This window comes from Amphritea sp. (assembly GCF_048266285.1).
Classification (GTDB): domain Bacteria; phylum Pseudomonadota; class Gammaproteobacteria; order Pseudomonadales; family Balneatricaceae; genus Amphritea.
Window position 1 is genome coordinate 24,526 of record NZ_JBLWZV010000012.1, and the last position, 24,358, is coordinate 48,883.

The window sequence follows — 24,358 nt, forward strand, 5'->3', positions numbered from 1 at the left end:
GTTTTAGGGTGCTGTTCCAGTATTACAGCGGTAATGATCTGAATGGCAAGCGCGACGTATGACGCTTTAAACGTTTAGCATAAGGTCTTTCAAGTGGCGGTGAACATTTTATTAACGCTGATGATGGCACTGTTACTGAATGGTTGCTTAGGCATGCCGAAGTCAGTGACACCGGTCGATCAGTTTGAACTAGAGCGATATTTAGGTCAGTGGTATGAAATTGCTCGACTCGATCACTCATTTGAACGAGGGTTAACCCAGGTTTTGGCTGAATATACTCGGCGAGAGGATGGTGGCGTGGCCGTGCTCAATCGGGGTTTTTCAACGGCAAAAGGAGAATGGCAGGAAGCAGAGGGGAAGGCTTATTTTGTTAACGAAAGCGATGAAGGCTACCTGAAGGTTTCCTTCTTTGGGCCATTCTACGGCTCGTATGTGGTGTTTGAACTGGACCACGAAGGCTATCAGTATGCATTTGTCTCTGGGCCTGACACCTCTTATTTGTGGCTGCTGTCCCGAACGCCTGACGTTAAACCTGAGGTCATGCAGAAATTTATGAAAATGGCTAAGGTGAGAGGCTTTGATACTGACGCTGTTATTGTTGTTGAACAGCGTCAGTAACCACAAAGGGGAAGTTATGCCCCCTTTAGATATTGGGCCCAATATCTAAGGTGCTACCATCACTGAAACGGGAGAAACGGAAGCGTGATAAATCATGTTCACTATCTTCTTTATTCACCATTTGTGCCACAATTTTGCCGAACGCGGGGCCGATACCGAAGCCGTGGCCACTCATTCCTGTCGCCACAATGAGTCCTGCAAAATTGGGCACTCGGTCAACGATAGGCACAATATCAGGCATGGCATCGATCATGCCAGCCCAAGCATCCAGAATCTGAGGCTCACCTATTTGTGGAAACCTTTGCGCAAAGCGTTGTTGCATCACTTTTACCTTGCCCTTAGCGGGCGCTGGGTCGAGAACGCGGGTTAGTTCAAAGGGGCTAATTTCATCCGTAGCCCAATGACGTTCAACCCGCCACGCATCAGGAGAGTTGGCTATTTCATTGACCCAAGGGCGGATTTCATGAATATTTTGCAACCCGGTTTTTATCCATTTAGGCAACAAACGAAACGAATCCGGACCAATAAAGTGATCATGGGAATCCGTGAGCGCAAGCGAGTAACCACCGTCATTGCGTCGACGCACCGCCAGTTTTTTATCGGCAAAGCTGGTGGTGGTAATGCTTTGAATAGGCGCGGTTCTGGCCACAGAGGCGCGTACCGATAACTGGGGAATAGTGATTCCATGACGGCGTAGAAACAACGATGACCAAGCGCCTCCGGCGACCACGACTTGCGCTGTTTTAATGCGTCCCGCCTCGGTAATAACGCCGGTGATTTGGCCGGCTTCAATGTCTAATGTGCGCACGGCGCAATTTTCTTTAATCAGCACGCCTTCACTGTGGGCCAGTTCGGCGATCGCGGGGATCGCCTGCCAAGGTTCGGCACGCGCATCGCTGGCGGTATAGGTTGCACCAACCCAAGGATTCTTCGAGTGTGCATCCAGTTGTATGTGTTGCCCTATTTGTGCACTCGATAGGGCCACGGTATCGACACCATGTGCAGCGGCAGTGCTAAGCCATGTTTCGCGCTGAGCCTGGGCCTCTTCTGTTTGTGAGAGGTACATCACGCCGACACGCTTGAACCCTGTGCGGCCTTTGACCTCTTGATCAATGTTTTCCCATAACCGAGTGGCTTCCATCATAATCGGTAATTCGGCCGCATCACGGCCATGTTGGCGAATCCAACCCCAATTGCGGGATGATTGTTCCCCCGCGATACGGCCTTTTTCGATCACCATCACGCTGAGACCCGAGCGGGCAATATTTAGGGCGGAGAAGATACCGATAATGCCTCCGCCAATAATCACCACATCGACCGCGTCGGGGAGTGTGTCATTGAACGCAATAGGTGTGCTTAGATTGATCATATTGAAGTCCCTGAAGTGTTGTGCGCTATCAACATTCGCCAGTAGGCTCAACTAACCATTGGCTATGGCCTATCTGGCTGAGTGATAGTTGACTGAGTGATTGCCGCAAGCGGTAATAACCGCTCGACGATTCCTAATCCTTTATGAGGTTTGTTTTTGGAACACTTCGACACCTTCGGGAATCTCAAACCAGTCCTGTTTTTGGCTAACCCATATATGTCGAGTGGGTTTTAAAATACGGGTGTCGGACAGAGTAGAGGGTTTGAGTTTGATAACGTTGGGTGTAGCCGGGTCGAAATGGTAGATCCGGTTACCACAGCTAGGGCAAAATTTGGCTGCAGAGATATTACCGCTGTCGGCGGGACGACTCCATTCCTTCATCTCACCTTTAAACTCAATGGCGCTGGCGTCAACGATGGCGGTAATGCTGAAGGCGCTGGTGGATAGCTTCTGACATGCGATGCAATGACAGGCCAAAATGAACTGCGGGGCTGATAATAACTTATAAGTTACGCCGCCACATTGGCAGGCACCCTCAATTGGATAAGTCATCTATATCTCCTGATTAAATAGATCGCGGTCGTTGGGTTTTACGGTCTACAGCCGTTAAGCAAGAATATGCCAAGCAGGAGCGTGGGTAAAGTGAGGGTTTTTTAGCGGCTGGTAAACGAAAGCCCTCAGAGGAGGGCTTGAGAGTTGTACTAAAACGTCCGTTCTAAGACGTGTTTAAGGCTTAGGGCAGAAAGATAAACTTAGCCACAAAGATAGCGGTTAGCACCCATACACCGCTAGTGATGGATGATGCTTTACCGGTGGTGACTTTCATAACGGTATAGGTGATAAAGCCGATAGCGATACCGTTAGCGATAGAGAAGGTCAGTGGCATCATGATGGTGGTCATCAGGGCGGGGGCAAACTCGGTAAGATCATCCCAGTCGATACTGGCTAGGGAACCCATCATTAACATGGCGACATAGATCAATGCACCGTCCACGGCAAAGCCGGGCAGCATCTGCGCCAGAGGTAGTAGGAACACGCCTAGCAAGAACATGATGCCAATGACGACAGCGGTTAAACCGGTACGGCCACCGGCGGCGACACCTGCGGCTGATTCAACATAGGAGGTAACGGGAGGGCAACCGAAGGCGGTACCGATAACGGAGGAGATTGAGTCGGCCTTGAGGGACTTATCCAGGCCTTCGATCTTACCGTTTTCATCTTGTAGGTTAGCCCGTTGAGCGACCCCCATTAGGGTGCCTGCGGTATCGAAAATGTTAACAAACAGAAAGGTGATAATCACTGGAATCAGTGCAACATCCAATGCGCCCATGATATCGAGCTGCATAAAGACGGGAGCGAGGTCGGCAAAGTTAGGCACGGCGACGAGACCATTCTCGGGCCAAGCCATAAAACCAGACAGTGGCGCCCTATCGGAGGTCACTGTGAAAAAATCGACAGGCAGTAGTGCGGTCATTAGGAAGGCAATGGCGGTTGTCACGACAATGCCGATAATCACCGAACCAAACACTCGGAGATAGCTTAGCACACTGATAATCAGGAAACTGAGTAACCCTAGGGCTGGCGCTTCAGGGCCGAACGGGCCGAAACCAAAGTGAGTTAGATCGGCTAAGGCGAGCATGTTGTCGGGGTTAGGTACGATCAAACCGGTAAAACGTAGTCCGATAAAGCCGAGGAAGAGGCCGACACCAGCGGTCATCGCTAGACGCATACTCATGGGAATACTTTCTAACATCCATTCTCGTAAGCGGGTGACGCTCATCAGTACAAATAGAATGCCGGAGAGAAACACGGCCCCCAGTGCGATCTGCCAGCTGTAGTTCATCTCTAGCACGACGGTAAAGGTGAAGAAGGCGTTTAGACCCATGCCCGGTGCTAAGCCGATCGGCCAGTTGGCATAGATGCCCATAAAAATGGTGGCGATGGCGGCACCGATACAGGTCGCGAGAAAGAGGCCATCGAAGGGCATGCCGGTTTTAGACATGATAATGGGGTTGAGAAACATAATGTAGGACATGGTCACGAAGGTGGTGAGGCCTGCGATGATCTCTGTGCGCACATTGGTTTTATGTTTGCTGAGTTTAAAAAAACGATCTACAACGCTACGGTTGCCTGGCGACGATGGCGAATCCGTCTTGGTTGCATCAAGTTGTATGTTATCCACAACTTTAACTCCTGATTTGGGGTCTCACCCATATTATTGTTATTAAGGCTGCCATTGGGTAGATTGACCGCCGGGTTGTTGTGTTTCATTCCTTGGAAATGTGACGTGTCCTAAACAGCATTGTGTTTTATTCATACTATAATTGTATACAAAAAAGTCAACCCAAAAGTCAGGTTTTTGAGTTTTGACGATTTTAGTGTCTTCTTGAATGGCTGTTTATTGATGACAAAGAACGCCGGTAGAGTCTCGGTTATGGCCGATGATATCGCTTATTTTGTTAGAATTTCCGGGAGTGCGAGTATTTTTTGTGACCGGTGAATATGTGTACAAAATATACCCTTATATGTATAATTAATGACGTTTTCAATCAAAAAGTTATGGCTGTTTTTCCATTAGCTTTTGGCCGGTGAGTCGGTGTTAATGAGGCTTTATGAGTCAGATATCTGAGTTAAAAAAGAGTGATACCAAACGGGACGGTAAAAAGACCCAAGATGATATTGTCTACGCATACATTTTCGATGCGATCCTAGAGCAGCGTCTTGCCCCGGGTACTAAACTCAATGAAGAATCGCTGGGTGAGATCTTTGGTGTTAGCCGTACCATCATTCGTCGGGCCCTATCGCGTTTAGGTTATGAACAGGTGGTGGTATTGCGGCCTAACCGGGGAGCAGTAGTTGCCTCACCAACGATAGAAGAAGCTCGGCAGATCGTGTTTGCCCGCCGGGTGGTGGAAAAGTCAGTCACTGAACTGGTCTGTGATCATGCTCAGAAAAAACAGTTGGAACAGCTTAGACAGATGGTTCGTGATGAGCAGGCGTGTTTTGACCGTGGTGATCGTGGTGCGGGTATCCGACTGTCCGGAGAGTTTCACCTGTTGCTGGCTGAAATTGCAAACAACCCTCCTCTGTTGAGTTTTCAGCGCAGCCTTGTATCTCTTTGTTCACTGATTATTGCGCAGTATGAAAGCGGAGCTAAATCCCACTGTTCTTATGATGAACATTTTGAACTGATCGATGCGATTGCGGAGCAAGACAAACCCCGTGCAGTGAGTTTGATGATGCACCATCTTGATCATATAGAAGAAAAACTCAGTTTGGATGATGAGATTGCCACCGATGATTTACGAGCTATCTTCTCCCATGTGCGCAATCCCCGCTGATCTCGGTCGTCGAGAATAGAACGAAATAGCGATGTTGGAGTACCCATTGGGTCGTAAAAAAGGCTGATCTTGATAGGATCAGCCTTTTTTAATGATTATTTTTACAGTTGATATATTTGATAAGCCCTATTGTCCAAGGGCCTAACTGCGATCGTAAACCGATTTACCCATGGCAAAAGTATGTTTGATCATCCGGTCGTCCCCGAGGGTCATCATCACAAATAGCCGCTCCTCGATGGTTTTTGTCTGGGCCATGCGATAGCTCAACAGTGGTGTCGCCTTATAATCCAAGACGATAAAGTCAGCTTCGCTACCCGGTTCGAGGTTGCCGATTTTATCATCCAGTTGCAGCGCTCGGGCACCGCCGAGGGTCGCTAGATAAAAGGATTTATAGGGGTGTAGCTTGACCCTCTGTAACTGCATCACTTTATAGGCTTCATTCAAGGTTTGCAGTATTGAAAAGCTAGTGCCAGCGCCGACATCGGTGCCTAGGCCAACCTTAATGTTGTGTTGCTCTGCTTGGGGTAGGTTAAACAGGCCGCTGCCGAGAAATAGATTCGAGGTAGGGCAGAAGGCGATTGCAGAGCCGGTTTCACCTAGCCGCGCGCACTCCTCATCACAAAGATGCACACCGTGGGCAAACACTGAACGTTCCCCTAAAAGCTGGTGATGGTCATACACATCGAGATAGCCTTTTTGTTCTGGGAACAGTGCTTTAACCCATTCGATTTCACTCTTATTCTCTGACAAGTGGGTATGCATGTAGAGGCCGTCGTACTCTTGCAACAGCTGACCGGCCATCGCTAACTGTTCTGGTGAGCTGGTAGGGGCGAAGCGAGGCGTAACGGCATAATGTAATCGGCCCTTGCCGTGCCAGCGCTCGATCAGTGCTTTACTCTCTTCATAACTGCTTTGTGGGCTGTCCGTGAGCGCGGCTGGAGCGTTACGATCCATCATCACCTTGCCGGCAATCATGCGCAGGTTTTGTGGCTCTGCACGGGCAAAAAAAGCATCCACTGATTCAGGGTGAACCGTGCCAAACACCAGCGCAGTGGTGGTCCCGTTACGCAGCAGTTCGGTGACAAAGATATCGGCGACCTCATCAGCATGTTGGCGGTCGGCAAACTGCTGTTCAGCCGGGAAGGTATAGTTTTCGAGCCAGTCGAGCAGCTGCTCGCCATAGGAGGCGATCATACCGGTTTGCGGATAGTGGATATGGGTATCAATAAAGCCCGGTGCGATCAGGGCGTCTTCATAGTGTTTGATTTCACAACCCTGAGGTAGGTTGGGTAACAGTGCCGTGGCATCGCCCAAAGCCGTGATTGTGCCATTTTCAACCAGCATCAGACCATCTTCAAAATAGCGGATACTGTTGTTTAAGCCGATCTCTGCGGGATCGCCAAGGCTATCTAGAATCGCTGCGCGGTAAGCGGTTACAGTGTTATGTGTCATGCGGACTCTCAGTTTTACTTCAAGGTGTGTTCTATTTCTTGCCGGGTCGATTTAGATCGCCAAACGATCAACCACGGAGGCAACGGTGCTATGGCTGCTGCCTTTTCGTTGTGCGTTAAATCCGGCGTTATAGTGGGCAATGACTTCCCCTGCGACCGATACGGCGATCTCGGCGGGGAGCTTGCCGCTCACTTCGGCGATCCCCATAGGGCAAGTCATCCTAGCAATCTGTTCGCTGGTAAAGCCTTTTGCTTGCAGCCGGTGGATAAATTTATTGCGCTTGGTGAGGGAGCCAATCAGCCCGAAATAGCTAAAATCATTCCGTTTGAGTATGCCTTCGGTGAGTTCTTGATCGAGTTGGTGGTTGTGGGTCATGACAATAAAGTAACTGCCGCTGGGTTGTTTCTCTATCTCATCCACCGGGTATTCATTGACTACTTTTTCCACCCCTTCAGGAATATGATCGGGGAACTCATCTTCACGGGCGTCGACCCAACGCACTCGGCAGGGCAGGCTAGCGAGTATGGGAATTAGCGCCCGGCCAACATGGCCTGCGCCGAAGAGGGTGATGTTGACGGTGTCGGTATTCAGTGGCTCAAACAATAGCGTGGTGGCCCCGCCGCAACACTGTCCGAGGCTTGCGCCGAGAGAGAAGCGTTCTAGTTGTGGTTGGGTTTGGCCTTGGGCTAATAGTTTACGGGCAATTTTGATCGCTTTATATTCCAAATGCCCACCGCCGATGGTGTCAAACTGCTGGACCTGACTGACGATCATTTTAGCTCCGGCATTACGCGGTGTTGAACCCCGTTCCTCGACCACCGTAATCATGACGGCCGGGGTAGCATCGGCTTCAATTTGGCTTAGCGCTGCGATCCACGGAGTATTCATGATAGGGCTCCTAACAGTGCGGTTAGCGAAAACTTGAGAGTCATTTTGCTGCTGCAGCCTGCTGTTCTTGCACTGCCCACAACACCCGTTCTGGGGTGGCGGGTGCATCTAATGCAGGGCTGTTGCGATAATCGGCAATGCTGGATATGGCGTCTTTTATGGCACAGAAGACGGAGATACCGAGCATAAAGGGGGGTTCGCCTACGGCTTTGGAGTGGTATACGGTGTCTTCTTTGTTTTTACGGTTTTCGACCAAGCGGACGCGGAAATCGATTGGCATATCGGTTATCGCCGGGATTTTATAACCAGCAGGCCCGGAGGTCATAAGACGGCCTTGATCGTTCCACACCAACTCTTCCGTGGTGAGCCAGCCTGCGCCTTGTACGAATGCGCCTTCGACCTGACCAATATCGATCGCTGGGTTCAGTGATGCGCCGACATCATGGAGGATATCAACCCGCAGAATTTTATACTCGCCGGTTAGCGTATCGATCACTACCTCACTGCAGGCGGCGCCATAGGCAAAGTAGTAGAACGGCCGACCACTGGCTTTTTCACGATCATAGAAGATCTTCGGCGTGCGATAGAAGCCGGTGCTTGAGAGTGAAACTTGATTGAAATAGGCCAGCTGGATAAAGTCAGCGAAGCTCATCAACTCATTACGAATCATCACATGGTTATTGCGGAACTCAACATCCTCAGGCGTCACTTTAAAGTGATTGGCAGCAAACTCGAGCAATCGCTGTTTAATGGTGCGGGCTGCGTTCTGGGCGGCTTTACCGTTCAAATCTGTCCCAGATGATGCCGCGGTTGGTGAAGTATTCGGTACTTTCTCAGTATTGGTGGCGGTTATTTGGATGGTGTCGATATCCACCTGAAACTCTTCGGCAACAATTTGAGCCACTTTGGTGTTGAGGCCTTGGCCCATCTCGGTGCCGCCATGGTTAAGATGGATACTGCCGTCGGTGTAGATATGAACAAGCGCCCCGGCTTGGTTAAGGAAGCTGGCGGTAAAGGATATGCCGAATTTCACCGGTGTCAGTGCTAATCCCTTTTTAAGAATCGGGCTGGTGGCGTTGTAGGCTTTAATCTCTTGGCGGCGCTGTTGGTAATCGCTACTGCGTTCAAGGTCATCAAGCATTTCAGGGAGAACATTATCTTCCACTTTCTGGTAGTAGTGGGTGGTGTCCCGGCCTGCTTCGCCATAGAGGTTGTGTTTACGAACCGCTAAGGGATCTTTGCCTAGTTTTCGGGCAATTTCATCGAGAATAATTTCCGGCATAATCAGACCCTGAGGTCCGCCAAAACCACGATAGGCGGTATTGGATGCGGTGTTGGTTTTACAGCGGTAGCCGGTGATGGTGGCATCACCGAGGTAGTAACCGTTATCGCTGTGGAACATTGCTCGGTCAATGATCGAGTCTGATAGGTCCGGTGAGTAGCCGCAGTTGCCTGCTAGCTTCATCTCACAACCGGTTATTCTGCCATTATCGTCATAGCCAACTTGATATTGATTGAAGAAAGGATGCCGTTTACCGGTCATCATCATATCTTCCATCCGTGGGAGTCGCATCTTGGCCGGACGCCCCGTCAGCTTAGCAACCACTGCCGCGATACACGCAGGGCCTGCTGCCTGTGTTTCTTTACCCCCAAAGCCGCCACCCATGCGGCGCATATCGATCTGCACTTTGTTAAACGGGATATCCAGTACTTCGGCGACCAGTTTCTGCACTTCGGTAGGATTCTGGGTGGAGGAATAAACAATCATCCCGCCGTCTTCGGTGGGCATTACGGAAGCAATCTGGGTTTCCAGATAAAAGTGCTCCTGACCGCCGATATGAACGCTGCCGGATACGCTGTGCTTCGCGCCAGCCAATGCCGCCGCGGAGTCACCCCGCTTATGGGTGTGTGGCTCGCTAACATAGTGTTTGTTGTTAAATGCTTGTTCTACTGAGAGCACCGGTTCGAGCGCTTCATACTCTACGATAGCCGCCATTGCGGCTTTACGGGCGGTCTCATGGTCATCGGCGGCCACTGCTAATAGTGGCTGGCCGACATATTCAACTAACTCCTCTACCAGTAACGGGTCGCCAGGCTTGAGTGCGCCAATATCGACGATGCCGGGAATATCCTTTGCAGTAATGGCAATGGCGACTCCAGGAAATGCGTAGCAGGGGGTTGTGTCGATACGGGTGATGCGAGCATGGGCGTTGTCGGACATACGTGCATAGATATGCAGTTGATTGGGGAATTCTAAGCGGTCATCAATATAGATCGCTTCACCACTGACCTGCTTCGCTGCGCTTTCATGTTTAACGCTACGGCCTACGCCGGTGGTGATATCCTGTTGAACTTTTTCCAGCATCGCTGCATAACTGCTGGCTTTTTGATGATTAGACATAGGCAGTTACCCGTGTTTCGACGTCTGGCGTTTCGATCTCAATAAAGTAACGGGTCAGCATATTGGTGGCGACCAATAGGCGATACTCTCGTGAGGCACGAAAATCTGAGATAGGATTGAAATCCTGTTGCAGTGCTGCTTTAGCTTGTTCAATGCTGGTCCTTGTCCAAGGAGCACCGATGAGTGCCTGTTCACAGTAGCTGGCCCGTTTAGGAATTGCCGCCATACCGCCAAAGGCGATCCGCGCGGATTCAACCACACCATTGCTGATTTTAAGATTAAAACAGCCTAATACAGCGGAGATATCGTCATCGATCCGCTTGGAGATTTTATAGCTGCGAAACTCACCGTTATCGGCGGCGCGGGGCACGATCACTTTTTCTATAAACTCCCCCGGTTGCTGAGCGGTGACTTTGTAATCGATAAAGTAATCTTGCAGATCTAGGGTGCGTTGTTGCTCACCTTTTCTTAGCACCAGTTTTGCATCCAGAGCAATTAACATCGGTGGTGCATCGCCGATAGGGGATGCGTTGCCAATATTACCGCCTAAGGTGCCTTGATTACGGATCTGCAGTGACGCAAAGCGGTGTAACAGTGCGCCAACATCGGGGTAATCGTAGTTTAAACGCTGGTAGCAGTTGCTCAATGAGGCGCTGGCGCCAAGTTCTAACTGTTGATCCGTTATATGAATCTCTTTTAGGGCGGGGATATCGGCGATGTAAATTAGGGTTTCGATGGGGCGATGAAATTGGGTTACTTCGAGTGCTAAATCAGTGCCGCCGGCAAGCAGTCGAGCGTTTGGATAGGCGGTTAAGAGGTCAGCCAGTTCTGCGATAGTGGTGGGGTTGAAAGCCCGTTTTGTACCATCCGACAGTTCCACTTGTTGTTGTGGCTGTATCTGCCGTAATTTTGCCACTGTGGCTGCCTCTTCCGAGGTGAAGCTATCCGGGGTTACATCGTTAGCCATCTTTTCGGCGGCTTCAATAATCGGCCGATAGCCGGTGCAGCGACAGAGGTTGCCTGCCAATGCTTCGTTAATCTCTTCTTTATTGGGATGGGTTATATTTTTTCCCAGGGCAAACATCGACATCACGATGCCGGGGGTACAGAAGCCACATTGACTACCATGACAGTCAACCATCGCCTGCTGAGCGGGGTGTAAAGTTGACCCCTGCTTGAGGTCTTCAACGCTGATCAGTTGTTTTCCGTTGAGGGTGGCGATGAAGGTGAGGCAGGCGTTGATGCTTTTGTAACGGATTCGATCGCCATCCAGTTCGCCTAGTACTACGGTACAGGCGCCACAGTCACCCGAAGCACAACCCTCTTTGGTACCGGTTTTACTGCGTTCGTCGCGGAGATAGTTGAGTACCGTCATATTGGGGTCTAACTGCTGCTCGACGCGAAGCTCCTTGTTGAGTAAGAACCTGATCAAGGTGGACCTCCTGTTATTATGGTTATCTATCTTGGAGTTTAGTTCGGATTTCAATCATTAAATTAAAACCTGACTTTTTAGTCAACTTATTTTAGGTCCTCAGTTACTAAAACCGATCATTACCTATACGCTATTTATCTACTCTACCGTTTTAATGCACTAAATTACTCTGTTCTTTTTGGGTTGTTTGGCGTTAATTTCTGCTGATCTCCGCATCTTTACGGTGTATCCCTTTATTTAGGGATTTATTGTATACAATTTAAACAGCCTTCTTTTGGATCGATATGTTGGTCTATTGAGTCCTTTCTATTATGCTAAAAAACTTAAGTTGCGGTGATGTTCCATTGATTCAGTTCAGTGGGCTGAGGGTCATGGTGTTCAAACTGAGCGTTGTGAGCGTGATAGTGGCTGTTAATATTACCGGTTATCGACGCTAATCTTTTTCGTAATATGGATACATATATTTTCTGTTTTGTAGACAATTAGCTTCTCCTCTATTATTTTTGTAGCCCATCATCCAGCATTAGCGCCATCGTTGCCGGCATTCATGCTGCTTAAACGGCCAACGAGTGCCGAGCACAGGCATTTTGAGCGTGTTGGGATTGGCAAACTTGATGCCTAAAGGGCTGAAAACGAGTATCGATTCGCCACGGATTAACAGCGTGGATTCAAATGTAAATGGCTAGATATTAGCCAGATCATTAATTAAGACATTATTGACTAACGGAGTTACTAAGTTGAACAGTTCTGGTCGTATCTGGATTAAGACGCCTCTGGCGACACTCAGCAGTGATGCTGCTGGCGGGGTCGTGATTGAAGACAAGCTTATAGTCGAGGTGCTGGCCGCCGGGGCGCAACCTTCTAAGCCGGTGGATGAGGTGTTTGATGCACGAGAACATGTGTTGTTACCGGGACTAATTAACGGCCATCACCATTTTTATCAGACGCTGACGCGGGCTTTTCCTCAGGCGTTGAATAAATCCCTGTTTAGCTGGTTAAAAAGTCTCTATCCGGTGTGGGCAAAGCTGGGTGAGGAGATGATTGAAGTTTCCACTCAGGTGGCATTAGCCGAGCTGTTGTTATCCGGTTGTACCACCGCCAGCGATCATCATTATCTGTTCCCTGAAGGGTTAGAAAACGCCATTGATATTCAGATGGCGCAGGCAGATAAACTCGGTATTCGAGTGCATCTTACCCGTGGTTCAATGAGCTTAGGGGAGGATGACGGCGGGTTGCCGCCCCAGTCTACCGTACAGGATGAAGAGACTATTTTGGATGATAGTGAACGGCTAATCAGTCGCTATCATCAGGCTGAAGCGGGGGGCATGAGCCGGGTTGCCTTGGCGCCCTGTTCACCTTTTTCGGTAAGTGAGAGTTTAATGCGGGCCAGTGCCGAACTAGCACAGAAATATGATGTGCGTTTACATACTCATTTGGCCGAAACCCATGATGAAACGGCTTTCTGCATTAAGATGTTTGGGCTGCGGCCGCTGGATTATTTGGAGAAAGTCGGTTGGTTGAGTGATCGAGTCTGGCTGGCTCATGGTATTCACTTTAATGATGATGAAATTCGTCGTTTGGGGGCTGCCGGTACGGGTATCTGTCACTGTCCATCGTCCAATATGTTGCTGGCGTCAGGCTTATGCCCAACATTGGATCTTGAGCGAGCCGGAAGTCCAGTAGGGCTGGGGGTCGATGGCTCTGCATCTAATGATGGCTCGAATATGATTCAGGAAGTGCGTCAGGCATTTCTCTTAGGACGGCTTAAATATGATGCCGCTGAAATCACCCATCAAAAGGTGCTGTCTTGGGCGACCGAAGGGTCTGCGCGCTGTCTCGGTCGGGATGATCTTGGCTCCCTTAAAGTGGGGCAGCAAGCGGATATCGCGTTGTTTAAACTGGATGAGCTGCGCTTTGCCGGTGCTGGTGATCCGTTGGCGGCACTGGTGCTCTGTGGTGCTCATCAGGCCGATAGAGTGATGGTTGCCGGTCAATGGCGGGTGCTCGACGGCGCCATTGTTGATTTCGATATTGCGCAATTGATTCAACGTCAGAAAGCGTTGGCGCACCGCTTGGCGGTGAGTTAACCGGCGCTACTGCCCGTTGCGTTTTGCTGTGATGCTGAAATAGGCGGGCAATCACGTTGTTAAGTTGAAATTGAGATGTAGAAATGTATTAGCGGTTGTTATGATAGCAGGCGTTATAGACAGAGTATAAAACGATGGAAAAAACATACCTCGATGCCCAGACGTTATTGGAAGACTCATTCCGGTTAGGGGCAAAAATAGTCAATGACGGTTTTAAGCCGACCTATATTATTGCTATCTGGCGTGGCGGCACACCGATTGGTGTAGCGGTGCAGGAGTTTCTCGCCTACTACGATATACACAGTGATCATATTGCCATTCGTACCTCATCCTATAGTGATGGGATTGATCAACAGGCTAAGAAGGTTAATGTTCATGGTATGGATTATCTGATCAAGAATATCCAAGCCACTGACAGTCTACTGATTGTTGATGATGTGTATGACACCGGTCTCACTATTCAAGCGGTGATCGCCGAACTGCGAGACAAGTGTCGTTTAAATACCCCTGAGGATATCCGTATAGCGGTCCCGTATTTTAAGCCGACCCGTAATAAGACCGGTGTCGATCCTGAATATTATCTCTATGAGACTGAAGCGTGGCTGAAATACCCGCACTCACTGGAAGGACTAACGGTTGATGAGCTGCAGCAGCATCGCCCGGAACTGTTCAGCATTATCGGTCATCTAGTGCCTGATGCGGGCTGATTGATCGGCAACAGTGACTACTCTTATGGGGAAGGTGAAGATTGTGGAAAAACATTTTATTACAGAGCAGGAACTGATCTGCGATTCGTTTCGTTTAGGGGCGCAGATTTTTGAAAGCGGCTATCGGCCTGATTTTATTGTCGGTATTTGGCGGGGCGGTAGCACCGTCGGTATTTACGTGCAGGAGTGTTTGCAATACCTCGGCGTGAAAACCGATCATATCTCTATTCGCACCTCCTATCGTGGCTTACCCGGTTATCAATCGATGATCGAAGGCGAAAACAGTATCAAAGCCCACGGCTTGCGCTATCTGTTGGAAAACCTTAACCGGGACGATAAGTTATTGATCGTGGATGATGTTTTTGGTTCTGGCAAGAGTATCGATGCGGTGCTATCGCAATTGTCGCAGCGAGCTAAGCGGAATATGCCAAAGGATGTCAAAGTGGCGGTGCCCTGGTTTAAACCGTCCCATAATCGCACCGATAGAACTCCCGATTTCTATACCCATACCACCGATAAATGGTTGGTATTACCCTATGAAATGGTGGGTTTAACCGAGGCAGAAATCTTTGCCAATAAACCCGGCTTACAGGCGATTATGACCTCTGTGCAGCGTTGATTCACTGGATAACCGTAATCACCTGTAATCAGCCTCACTAATGTGTTTAAAATCCTTTATTATATGCGCCCGAGAAATAGGGCGGGTGAAGTTGATGCCTGTTAAGTTAAAACAGTGACGTTATTTACACCTGCCCTTGCTATAGCACGGTATACAGAGGATTTATCATGAAGTTTTCAGCATTAGATCTTGCTCCAGAGATTCAGCAGGCGCTGGATGCCTGTGGCTATAGTCAGATGACCCCAGTACAGGAGCAGGCGATAGTGCCCGCCCGTCGGGGTAAGAATGTGCTTGCCAACGCCCAAACCGGCACCGGCAAAACCGCTGCATTCAGTCTGCCGATTCTACAACAGATGAGCGACCGGCCTAAACCGACAGAACCCGGTTGTCCTCGCGCATTGATCCTGACCCCTACCCGCGAATTGGCTGAACAGCTGGCCGAGACGATTAAGCGTTATGCTCAGTTTATGCCACTAACCGTGACGGCCCTCTATGGTGGCGTCAATATGGATGGCCAGCAGAAAAAACTTAAAGCGGGCGTCGATATTCTTATCTCTACCCCGGGCCGTTTGCTAGAACATGTGGTGCAGTGCAATGTGAGTTTAGCGAAAGCTGAATTTGTTGTGCTCGATGAGGCCGACCGTATGCTTGATATGGGCTTTATCACCGATGTTGGCACTCTGTTGCAGCAAACTGCGAAAAAACATCAAACTTTGATGTTTTCAGCGACGATATCGCCGACGGTTAATACCGTGGCTAAACAGTTGATGACACCTTACGAAACCGTGCGGGTGGCAAAACTGAACGCGACCGCCGATACCATTGAACATGTGGTCTATCCAGTAGAAGAGAAGCGTAAGGCTGATCTGTTTGCGGAACTGATCAATAAGCATCAGTGGTTTCAGGTACTGGTGTTTACCAGTACTAAAGCTCAAGCCGATTCTTTGATGGTTGACCTGAAAATCGACGGTATTCGTGCGGCGCTTTGCCATGGGGATAAGTCACAGGGGTCTCGTCGTCGCGCTATTGCCGATTTTAAATCGGGTAAAATTCAGGTGTTGGTGGCGACTGAAGTTGCCGCTCGTGGCTTGGATATTCAAGGCTTAGAGCTGGTGGTTAACTTTAACCTGCCCTATCTAGCTGAAGATTATGTTCACCGTATTGGCCGTACCGGGCGTGCCGGTGCGAAAGGTAAAGCGATCTCTTTTGTCAGCCGTGAAGAAGAGCGGGCATTGGATGATATCGAACGCCTTATCGGTAACCGGATTCAGCGGGTTTATATGCCAGGTTATGAGGTCGGTAGTCGCGATAATCTGCGTAAGCAGATGAGTAAGAAGGTGCATCGTCCACGCACCAATAAGGCCGGACGGACGAAGATTATTCGTAGCAAACCGGCGGCAGGTCGTACGACGAAGAAAAAATCGAAGTAAAGTCTAAGTCTGGATAGCGGAGCGCTGCGAGTTGCACTTTGGCTCGCGGTGGTGCGGGCTTTTTGAGCAAAAACGTTTTTATCGCGCAGGTTTTCACCAGAGCGGGCCACGAAAGGTGTCAGATAATCGCTGAGTGGTATATAACAGGATAATGAAATGTTTGCGGGGCCGTCCATCGAGTAATTATGTTACTTGATGGCTCGCTGGAGAAAGGGATTTGAATATGTTGCGGGCGTCAATTTTATGTTTAGTGGTTTTGGTTCTGGGGTGCAGCGACGAGGCTGATACTGCAAGTCATTCTACAGAGCAAGTCACTGCGGCGAATGCTGTAGAGGCTATTCAGTCAAGCGCCACGGGTGCCGATGCGGCCGCTATCGATGCGACAAATTCCTCTCAGGCGGCTCCGCCAACTGATAGTCTGGTTATTGCCAGCAATCCACAAATCGACCTGCAATGGCAGGATGTTTTCAATCATCAACCGATCGTCCGCGATAGTGAGGCCGATAGAGTTGAAATTCATGCTCAGATTAGCGGTGCCGAGGGCCTTGATGCCGCAAGCTTAACCTCCTTAATTCAGGTGTCCGATAGTGATGCCAGCGTCTCCGTTACCACCAAGGAAGGACAGGCACCACAGCTGATTATCAGTAATATTCGCCGAGCCGATAGCTGTGCTCAAGAGGTGGAAGTTAGCTGGGGTGAAGGGCTGCAACAAGGTTTTACTGTGCCGACCATGGACGGTGCCGATAATCGACCATTAGAACTGATCTCCGGTGCGATTGTGGCTGATAGCGGTGTGCTGGCATTACGATTTAATCGTCAACTCAAACAGAACCAAGCCCTTAAACATCTAATTTCGAGCCAGTATCGCTTTACTCATTATCAGGTGGACGGCAATACCCTGCGGTTAGGCTTGAATAACTCGGCCGCGGACAAGCTGAATATCACCATCCATAAAGAGTTACAGGACCGGTGTGATATCGGCTTAGCGACCAGTCTTAAGAAAAGCTTCAGCATTGCCCCGCATAATCCAGCGGTACGGTTTGCCGGCAGTGGTGTTATTTTGCCGGATGCTGCCCGTATCGAGTTACCGTTCCAGGCCGTCAGCGCAAAGTCGGTAACGGTCACTGCGTTTGAAGTGTTCGATGATAATATCCATCAGTTTTTACAAGAAAATCGTTTAGGTGAAGCCCGCCAACTGGATAAAGTCGGGCGCTTTATTTGGCAGAAATCGGTGCCGCTGAAGGATAATAATCTGCGCAGCTGGCAAGATTATCGGTTAGATATCACCGAACTGATGGCCCAAAAGGGCGGTAGTCTTATCCGTCTTTATCTCTCATTGGATCGAGGGGATTCGATGATCGCCTGTAGCGACGCCGAAAACGCGATACCCGTGCCGCCCCGTCAGCTTCCCGCTAATAGTGAGGCGCTCGATTACAGTGGCGGTTACAGTTCTTGGGATAATCTAGAGCCAGGCTCTTCCCGTTCAAATTCTCTAAGTGCCTGCAGTGATCGTTACTATCGTTATGCGGCGGAGAGTAAAGACGCGAAAAACCTGCTGCGTTCGAATATTGGCATCGTTGTTAAACAAACACCGGCGGGCAAGATTGCTCGAGTGATCACTACCAACTTAAAAACCGCGGAGCCGCTGGTGAGCAGCACGGTTGAGCTGTTCAATTTCCAAGGTCAGTCGGTGGGTAAAGGGGTCAGCGATGATGATGGCTTTACGATGGTTGAACTCAAAGGCAAGCCTTTTTATCTCCAAGCGACATCCGGTGAGCAGGTCGGTTACCTCAAGCTGAATGATGCTGGGGCGTTAACCACCAGTCAGTTTGATATCGGCGGCACCCATCTGCAAAGTAATATCGACGGCTTTATCTTTGGTGAGCGGGATGTTTGGCGTCCCGGCGATGATATTTATCTGACCTTTATCCTCAAAGATAAGCTTAATGAACTGCCTGCGGAACATCCTGTGGTGGCCGACCTCTATAACCCCTCGGGTCAGTTGGTGGAATCGATTTACAGTAATCAGCCGGTTGGACGGCTATATAGCTTTAAACTGGCTACGCCGGAAAGCGCGCCGACCGGTAATTGGGAAGCGATTGTCCGTGTTGGGGGACAGGATTTTTATCATCCTCTGCGGATCGAAACTGTAGTGCCGAATCGCCTTAAAGTGGAGTTGGATATCCCCCGGGATACTCGTTTAGAAAACGGTGTTACGCGGTCGGTTGGATTGCAGTCAAAATGGCTGCACGGTGCCCCCGCTAGCGGTTTAGAGGCGGATGTTTCGGTGATGCTGGTGCCGGTAAAAACAGCCTTTGCGGGTAAATTTCCTGACTATACCTTCGATGATCCCGCGCGGGATTATCGCGCGAGCAAAACAAAACTGTTTGAAGGCTCATTGGATAAGCAGGGCAATACCCAGTTTGATTTACGTATCGAAAGTAAAACCCCGGCACCGGGGATGCTTAAAGCCGTGTTTACGAATCGGGTGTTTGAGCCGAGTGGTCAGTTTAGTAGCAATCGTTTTAGCCGGCCGTTTGATTACTACGAGCGTTACCTCGGGCTGCAACTGCCTAAAGGTGATGCGGAACGGGGGATGTTGTTGACCGATGAGGATCATAAAACCCGTCTCGTGGTATTGGATAAAACTGGCCAGCCGGTGAGCAATACCGATCTCGAGGTGACGGTGTATAAACTCGATTGGAAGTGGTGGTATGAAAAAAACAGCGAATCGTTAGCGCGTTATACCGATGGTCGACATAGTAGTGTGGTTGCCTCGGGCCATGTTGCGACCAATGAGAACGGCATGGCTGAATGGCCATTGCGGGTTAATTATCCCCAGTGGGGCCGTTATCTTGTGCGCGGCTGTATTGCCGGCGAAGATAGTCATTGCACCGGTAAAGTTGTTTATATCGACTGGCCCGGTTGGGCAGGGCGGCAACAGGAGTCACAGGGCGATAATGTTGATCGGTTAACGCTATTCAGTGATAAAAAAGCTTATCAGGTGGGTGAAATCGCCACGGTTACCCTGCCTGAATTGCAGCATGGTCGGGCGTTGGTTACGGTTGAATCGGCTAATCAGGTGTTGCAGCAATTCTGGGTGAAGAGCGAACAAGCTGACGCTTCGGCAACGCCGCTGTTACAACAGCAAGTTACGTTCGATATCACCGCGGAGATGACGCCGAATGTGTATGTCAGTGTGACCTACCTGCAGCCCCATGAAAAACGCGACAATGATCGGCCGATGCGTCTGATGGGCATTATCCCAATAGCCGTTGAAAACCCTGAGAACCATCTTCATCCGTTGATTACCACGAAACAAGAGGTGCGTTCCCGTGCCAGCTTTGATATTCAAGTTGCCGAGGCCGATGGCCGTCCGATGGCTTACACCCTGGCGTTGGTTGATGAGGGATTATTAGGGCTGACTAACTACCGAACCCCTGATCCTTTTGGTTATTTCTATCGTCGTCAGGCATTGCAGGTGAAAACTTGGGATCTCTATAAAGATGTCGTGGGTGCCTATAGCGGTGAGCTACATGGCCTATTACCGGTCGGTGGTAGTGACGCTCAGAAGGATGACGATAAGAGTAAGAAAAATCGACGTTTTCCCCCTTTGGTGCAATATATTGGCCGGTTTGAATTACAGCCCGGCGAAACGCGCAACCATCAGGTGACCCTGCCGATGTATCTGGGTGCCGTGCGGGTGATGGTGGTTGCTGAAGATGGTGGGGCCTACGGTAAAGCGGAGCAGGAAGTGGTCGTACGGGATGATATCTCCATGTTCCCAACGCTACCTCGAGTGCTGAGAATCGGTGAACAAGCGGGTGTGCCGGTCGAGCTATTTAATAATACGGCTGAAGCAGCTGAAGTTGAGGTGACGTTGGCGGTGGATAGCGAACAGGTGAAGATTGCTGAAGCCTTAAAGCGTGTCACTGTGGGAGCGTATTCATCGGCAATTACCGAGTTTGCCATTGAGACCGGTGCGTTGGCGGGTAAAGTGGCCTTCACCTTTACGACACAATCCGCCTCAGGGGAAAGCCGTCAGACACTCTATTTGGATATAAACGCGCCTAATAGCCTATCGACTCGCACAGCCTCCTATCGTTTGGATAGTCAGGCGGCCTTGGCGCTGGATCTGCAGCCCTTTGGTATTGCCGGTAGTAATGGTGCGTCCATCGCGCTGAGTCAGTTTAAACCGATTCACCTAAGGTCACGGTTGGACTATCTGGTTAAATATCCCCACGGTTGCCTTGAGCAGACTACCTCGTCGGTGTTTCCTCAGCTCTACCTTAATCAGCTGAGTCACCTGGCCGGTGAAACAGAGCAACAGGTGCAACAGAACATTAGCGCGGCGATCGATCGTTTGCAGTCATTTCAAACCCTAGAAGGTGGTTTTGCCTACTGGCCGGGTCAGACTCAGAGCCATGCTTGGGGGAGCAGTTATGCAGGGCATTTCCTCTTGCTGGCGAAACAGGCCGGCTATGATGTGCCGGAAAACCTGTTACAACAGTGGTTGTCATATCAGCATCAGGCGTCGGAGTTAGCTGTCGATAGCAGTGATAGCGAAAAAATCAGAGCCCAAGCGTACCGTTTATTTACATTGAGTCTCGCTGGTACGCCTAACTGGTCTGCCATGTATCGTTTGAAAGCCTTGCAGATTGATGATGGAGCAAGCCGGGCGATGCTGTCATTGGCATATCTGTATGCCGGGCAGGATGATATAGCTCGGACGCTGATTGACGATGGCCTAACGGTTGCGGACGCTTATGATGTTAACTCACCAAGCTTCGGTTCAGCCCTGCGGGATAAAGCGTTATTCCTGATGCTCTATGCCAATATGGCTGATCCTGAGAGTGCCGCAAAGCTGGCGGATGAAGTGGCTGACAAGCTGGCCGAAAATCGCTGGTATAGCACCCAGAGCGCTGCTTATGCCTTGGTGGCGTTGGAGAACTATCAGCAATTGGCGCTGAGCGATCAGGCCAATGAGGTGGCGCCTACCGAGGTGTTGTTACAGCAAGCTCAGGCGCAACAGCGTTTGAGTGTTGGTCGACAGGTCGTCGAAGCGGCGCTGCAAAGTGGTGATGTCGCCGAAACACTTAATATTGCTAATAACGGCGATGCACCGGTCTGGCTAACCCTAACGCAGAGCGGCGTTGCGAGCCCCGGTTCAGAGCAGAGCTATGCTGAGGGGTTAGAGCTGCAGGTTGATTATCTCGATAGCCAGGGTGATGAAGCGAATATCCGCTCACTCAAGCAGGGGAGTAATATCACTGCTCAGATTTGGTTGCGTAATACCAGCCGTAACGATATGACCAATGTGGCGCTGAACTTTAGGGCGCCGAGTGGTTGGCAGATCGATAATGAGCGTGAGGCTTGCAGTGAGGCTGCCTGTCAGTTTGATTATGTTGATATCCGCGATGATCGAGTGAGCGGTTACATGGCCCTCAAGGCTGGCGAACAGAAAAATCTGACACTGCAGTTGAATGCCTCTTTTGTCGGTCGTTTTTACCTGCCAGCTATCTCTGCTTATGCGATGTATGACGAAACGATTAAAGCGCAACGAAAAGGCCTAAGTGTTGAGGTTGTTCAGTAAACGTAGCATCGCCCTAACGGGCTTACTGCTATTACTGGCGGTCGCCACCCTGTGGTGGCCGCTGCCCGAGCCGTTGTTTAATCAACCGCTTTCGCGGCAGTTGTTGGATGAAAATCAGCAATTGCTGAGTGCCCGCATCGCCACTGATCAGCAGTGGCGTTTCGCTTTAGTGTCACCTCTATCTAAAACCTATAAAACCGCTTTGATCGCCTATGAAGATAAGCGTTTTATGCAGCACCCCGGGGTTGACCCTGTCGCGATTATTCGGGCCTTGTATCTCAACCTGAAATCCGGTCGGGTGGTCAGTGGTGGAAGCACCATTACCATGCAGTTGGCGCGTATGGTGTATGGCAACCGAGCCCGAACGGTGTGGCAAAAACTACAGGAATTGCATCTCGCACTGCGGCTTGAAACCCAATTAAGCAAAACGGAAATCCTTAATTACTATGCCGCCAATGCGCCGATGGGAGGGAATACGGTGGGGATTGAAGCGGCGGCTTGGCGTTATTTTGGCCGGCGATTAGCGGAACTCAGCTGGGCCGAATCCGCACTGTTGGCGGTGCTGCCCAATAACCCGGCGGCGATGCACCTTTCTCGTAGTCGAGATAAACTACGCGCAAAACGGGATTTTCTGCTGCATAAACTGTGGCAGCAGGGGGTATTAACTGAGCAGGATTACCGTCTTTCACTGTTAGAAACGATACCTGCGCGACCGCGGCGCTGGCCGGTTTATGCTCAGCACCTGTTGGATCGGTTGAGTCAGCAGTCTCCGGATCAGGCGGTATTTCAGACTCAGATCGACCGTCGTTTAAGTCAGAAAATTGGCTTTATTGCTCGGCAACATAGTCAGCGCCTCGGGGCGATCGGGATTCATAATTTAGCGCTCGTGGTGGTAGATAATGCCACTATGCAGGTGAAGGCCTACGTGGGTAATCTGGCCTATAGTCAACGGGTTGAAGATGCTGCCCATGTTGATATCGCCAGTCGACCCCGATCATCCGGCAGCACTTTAAAGCCGTTTTTGTATGCCGCTATGCTCGATAATGGCGATATTACCCCACAAACACTGATTCCCGATGTGCCGACCGCCTATGGCAGTTATCAACCGAGTAATTATGATGAAGGTTTTCGGGGGGCCGTGACCGCCCGTGCAGCGCTTACCGCGTCGCTGAATATCCCCTCGGTGCGGATGTTAAACAGCTATAGCTATCAGGCGTTCTATCAACGTTTACAGACGCTCGGTTTTAGTCACCTGTTTCGGCCGCCGGACGACTATGGTTTATCACTGATATTGGGCGGCGCGGAAGTGAGTTTAACGGACCTGACTGCGGCCTATGCGAACCTGAGTCGTCGGGCGCAAACCGCCCAAGCTTTGACGGTGCTACCGCTGCGCTACGGTGAATCGGGTGCGGCTGATGCACCGCCATACCCTTTTAGTCAGGGCGCCGCGTGGCTGACACTTGATACCTTGTCGGATGTTACCCGTCCGGGGTTACATAAGATTCATCGGCTGTTTTCTGGATCAGCCCGGGTAGCTTGGAAAACCGGCACCAGCTATGGCCTAAGAGATGGCTGGGCCGTGGGTACCACCGCTAACGTCACGGTTGGTGTATGGGTCGGTAATGCCAATGGCGAAGGGCGGCAATTACTGACCGGCACCCGTGCTGCGGCGCCGCTATTGTTTGATACCCTAAATGTAATTAATGATCTGGGATGGCCAGAAGAACCTAGTGCGGCGTTGAAGTCGATTGAAGTCTGCCGCGAAAATGGTTTTTTACCGAAGTTTGGCTGTCCCCGGGAAAGTGTATTGATTCCGGTGGCGACGCAGTTTGAGAAGGTTAGTCCGCACCATTTTCAGGTAACGGTGGATCGTAACAGTGGTTTGCGCAGCAGCATTGCTTGCAACCCTAGCGGCAGTATTATTATTAGTAAAACTTATTTCCAATTACCCCCATCACAGGCGGCGTTCTATCGTATCGCGCATGCTTCTTATCGTCCGGTGCCAGATTTTGAGCCAAATTGCACGCCTGACAGACGTGCGCTCAGGGGCCGTTTTGAAGTGACCTATCCCCGTGTCGGCCAGATTATCAGCTTGCCACGCTATATGAATGGCCAGCAAGGTGAGGTGATCTTTCGCGCGACGGCGAAAAAGGATTCAGCGCAGCTATTTTGGCACCTTGATAAACGTTACTTAGGCGCTACACGCACCTTCCATGAGTTGAGTGAAACGCTTTCGCCGGGTAAACACCTGTTGCGGGTAGTCGATCAGCAAGGGGTATGGCAGGAGGTTAAGTTTACGGTGATCCCTTAACGGAAATCTTAGTTTTAGTTGCTGTCGCACGGTATTTTTGTTTGCTGGCCGGTGGTAACCCAGATAAGGCTTTTTAAACGGTGTTTTTTTATTACACAGAGGCGATAAAA

Annotated in this window: 15 protein-coding genes; 8 read left to right on the forward strand and 7 right to left on the reverse strand. The window is 50.3% G+C overall.

What is annotated here, in order from left to right; translation table 11 throughout:
* The first annotated feature begins 93 nt into the window (after positions 1-93).
* On the forward strand, positions 94-618 hold the full coding sequence (locus ACN0T0_RS13310; RefSeq protein ID WP_417226842.1) for a lipocalin family protein: 525 nt from the start codon (positions 94-96) through the stop codon (positions 616-618).
* Between the two features lie 25 nt (positions 619-643).
* On the opposite strand, the gene ACN0T0_RS13315 is transcribed toward ACN0T0_RS13310, so the two are convergent.
* From ACN0T0_RS13315 to ACN0T0_RS13325, 3 genes are all read right to left on the reverse strand, one after another.
* Entirely contained in the window at positions 644-1,987 is a 1,344-nt protein-coding gene (locus ACN0T0_RS13315) for an NAD(P)/FAD-dependent oxidoreductase (protein WP_417226844.1), read from the reverse strand.
* Positions 1,988-2,128: 141 nt separating this feature from the next.
* Positions 2,129-2,539: a GFA family protein gene (locus ACN0T0_RS13320; RefSeq protein ID WP_417226845.1), complete on the reverse strand. Its 411-nt coding sequence runs from the start codon at positions 2,537-2,539 to the stop codon at positions 2,129-2,131.
* A 181-nt stretch (positions 2,540-2,720) separates the two neighbouring features.
* Complete coding sequence (locus ACN0T0_RS13325) at positions 2,721-4,160, reverse strand: NCS2 family permease (RefSeq protein WP_417226961.1); 1,440 nt, start codon at positions 4,158-4,160, stop codon at positions 2,721-2,723.
* A gap of 439 nt (positions 4,161-4,599) precedes the next feature.
* Between ACN0T0_RS13325 and ACN0T0_RS13330 the strand changes: the two genes are divergently transcribed.
* Positions 4,600-5,328 carry a GntR family transcriptional regulator gene (locus ACN0T0_RS13330; protein ID WP_417226847.1) on the forward strand — a complete coding sequence of 243 codons (729 nt, stop codon included), beginning with the start codon at positions 4,600-4,602 and terminating at the stop codon, positions 5,326-5,328.
* Positions 5,329-5,469: 141 nt separating this feature from the next.
* Here the strand turns inward: ACN0T0_RS13330 and guaD are convergent, their stop codons facing one another.
* From guaD to xdhA, 4 genes are read right to left on the reverse strand one after another with little or no spacing between them, the layout of a single operon-like run.
* Positions 5,470-6,780 carry a guanine deaminase gene (gene guaD, locus ACN0T0_RS13335; protein WP_417226849.1) on the reverse strand — a complete coding sequence of 437 codons (1,311 nt, stop codon included), beginning with the start codon at positions 6,778-6,780 and terminating at the stop codon, positions 5,470-5,472.
* A gap of 51 nt (positions 6,781-6,831) precedes the next feature.
* A complete protein-coding gene (xdhC, locus tag ACN0T0_RS13340) occupies positions 6,832-7,668 on the reverse strand; it encodes a xanthine dehydrogenase accessory protein XdhC (protein WP_417226851.1) in 837 nt (278 codons plus the stop codon).
* Positions 7,669-7,708: 40 nt separating this feature from the next.
* Positions 7,709-10,069 (reverse strand): xanthine dehydrogenase molybdopterin binding subunit, encoded by a 2,361-nt coding sequence (xdhB, locus tag ACN0T0_RS13345; RefSeq protein ID WP_417226853.1) that lies wholly within the window; start codon positions 10,067-10,069, stop codon positions 7,709-7,711.
* Positions 10,062-11,501: a xanthine dehydrogenase small subunit gene (gene xdhA, locus ACN0T0_RS13350; RefSeq protein WP_417226855.1), complete on the reverse strand. Its 1,440-nt coding sequence runs from the start codon at positions 11,499-11,501 to the stop codon at positions 10,062-10,064. Before xdhA ends, xdhB begins: the two co-directional genes overlap by 8 nt.
* 737 nt (positions 11,502-12,238) lie before the next feature.
* On the opposite strand from xdhA, the gene ACN0T0_RS13355 reads away from it, so the two are divergent.
* The 6 genes from ACN0T0_RS13355 to pbpC all read left to right on the forward strand — a co-directional run bounded on the left by ACN0T0_RS13355 (position 12,239) and on the right by pbpC (position 24,248).
* Positions 12,239-13,588 (forward strand): 8-oxoguanine deaminase, encoded by a 1,350-nt coding sequence (locus tag ACN0T0_RS13355; protein ID WP_417226857.1) that lies wholly within the window; start codon positions 12,239-12,241, stop codon positions 13,586-13,588.
* Between the two features lie 134 nt (positions 13,589-13,722).
* Complete coding sequence (locus ACN0T0_RS13360) at positions 13,723-14,295, forward strand: phosphoribosyltransferase (protein ID WP_417226859.1); 573 nt, start codon at positions 13,723-13,725, stop codon at positions 14,293-14,295.
* A gap of 43 nt (positions 14,296-14,338) precedes the next feature.
* Complete coding sequence (locus ACN0T0_RS13365) at positions 14,339-14,914, forward strand: phosphoribosyltransferase (protein ID WP_417226861.1); 576 nt, start codon at positions 14,339-14,341, stop codon at positions 14,912-14,914.
* 167 nt (positions 14,915-15,081) lie between these two features.
* The gene (locus ACN0T0_RS13370; protein ID WP_417226863.1) at positions 15,082-16,344 is read left to right on the forward strand and encodes a DEAD/DEAH box helicase; all 1,263 of its coding nucleotides are present in this window, start codon (positions 15,082-15,084) and stop codon (positions 16,342-16,344) included.
* A 223-nt stretch (positions 16,345-16,567) separates the two neighbouring features.
* Positions 16,568-21,937, forward strand: a complete 5,370-nt coding sequence (locus ACN0T0_RS13375; RefSeq protein WP_417226865.1) for an alpha-2-macroglobulin family protein — start codon at positions 16,568-16,570, stop codon at positions 21,935-21,937.
* Positions 21,927-24,248: a penicillin-binding protein 1C gene (pbpC, locus tag ACN0T0_RS13380; protein ID WP_417226867.1), complete on the forward strand. Its 2,322-nt coding sequence runs from the start codon at positions 21,927-21,929 to the stop codon at positions 24,246-24,248. Before ACN0T0_RS13375 ends, pbpC begins: the two co-directional genes overlap by 11 nt.
* The last annotated feature ends 110 nt before the right edge of the window (positions 24,249-24,358 follow it).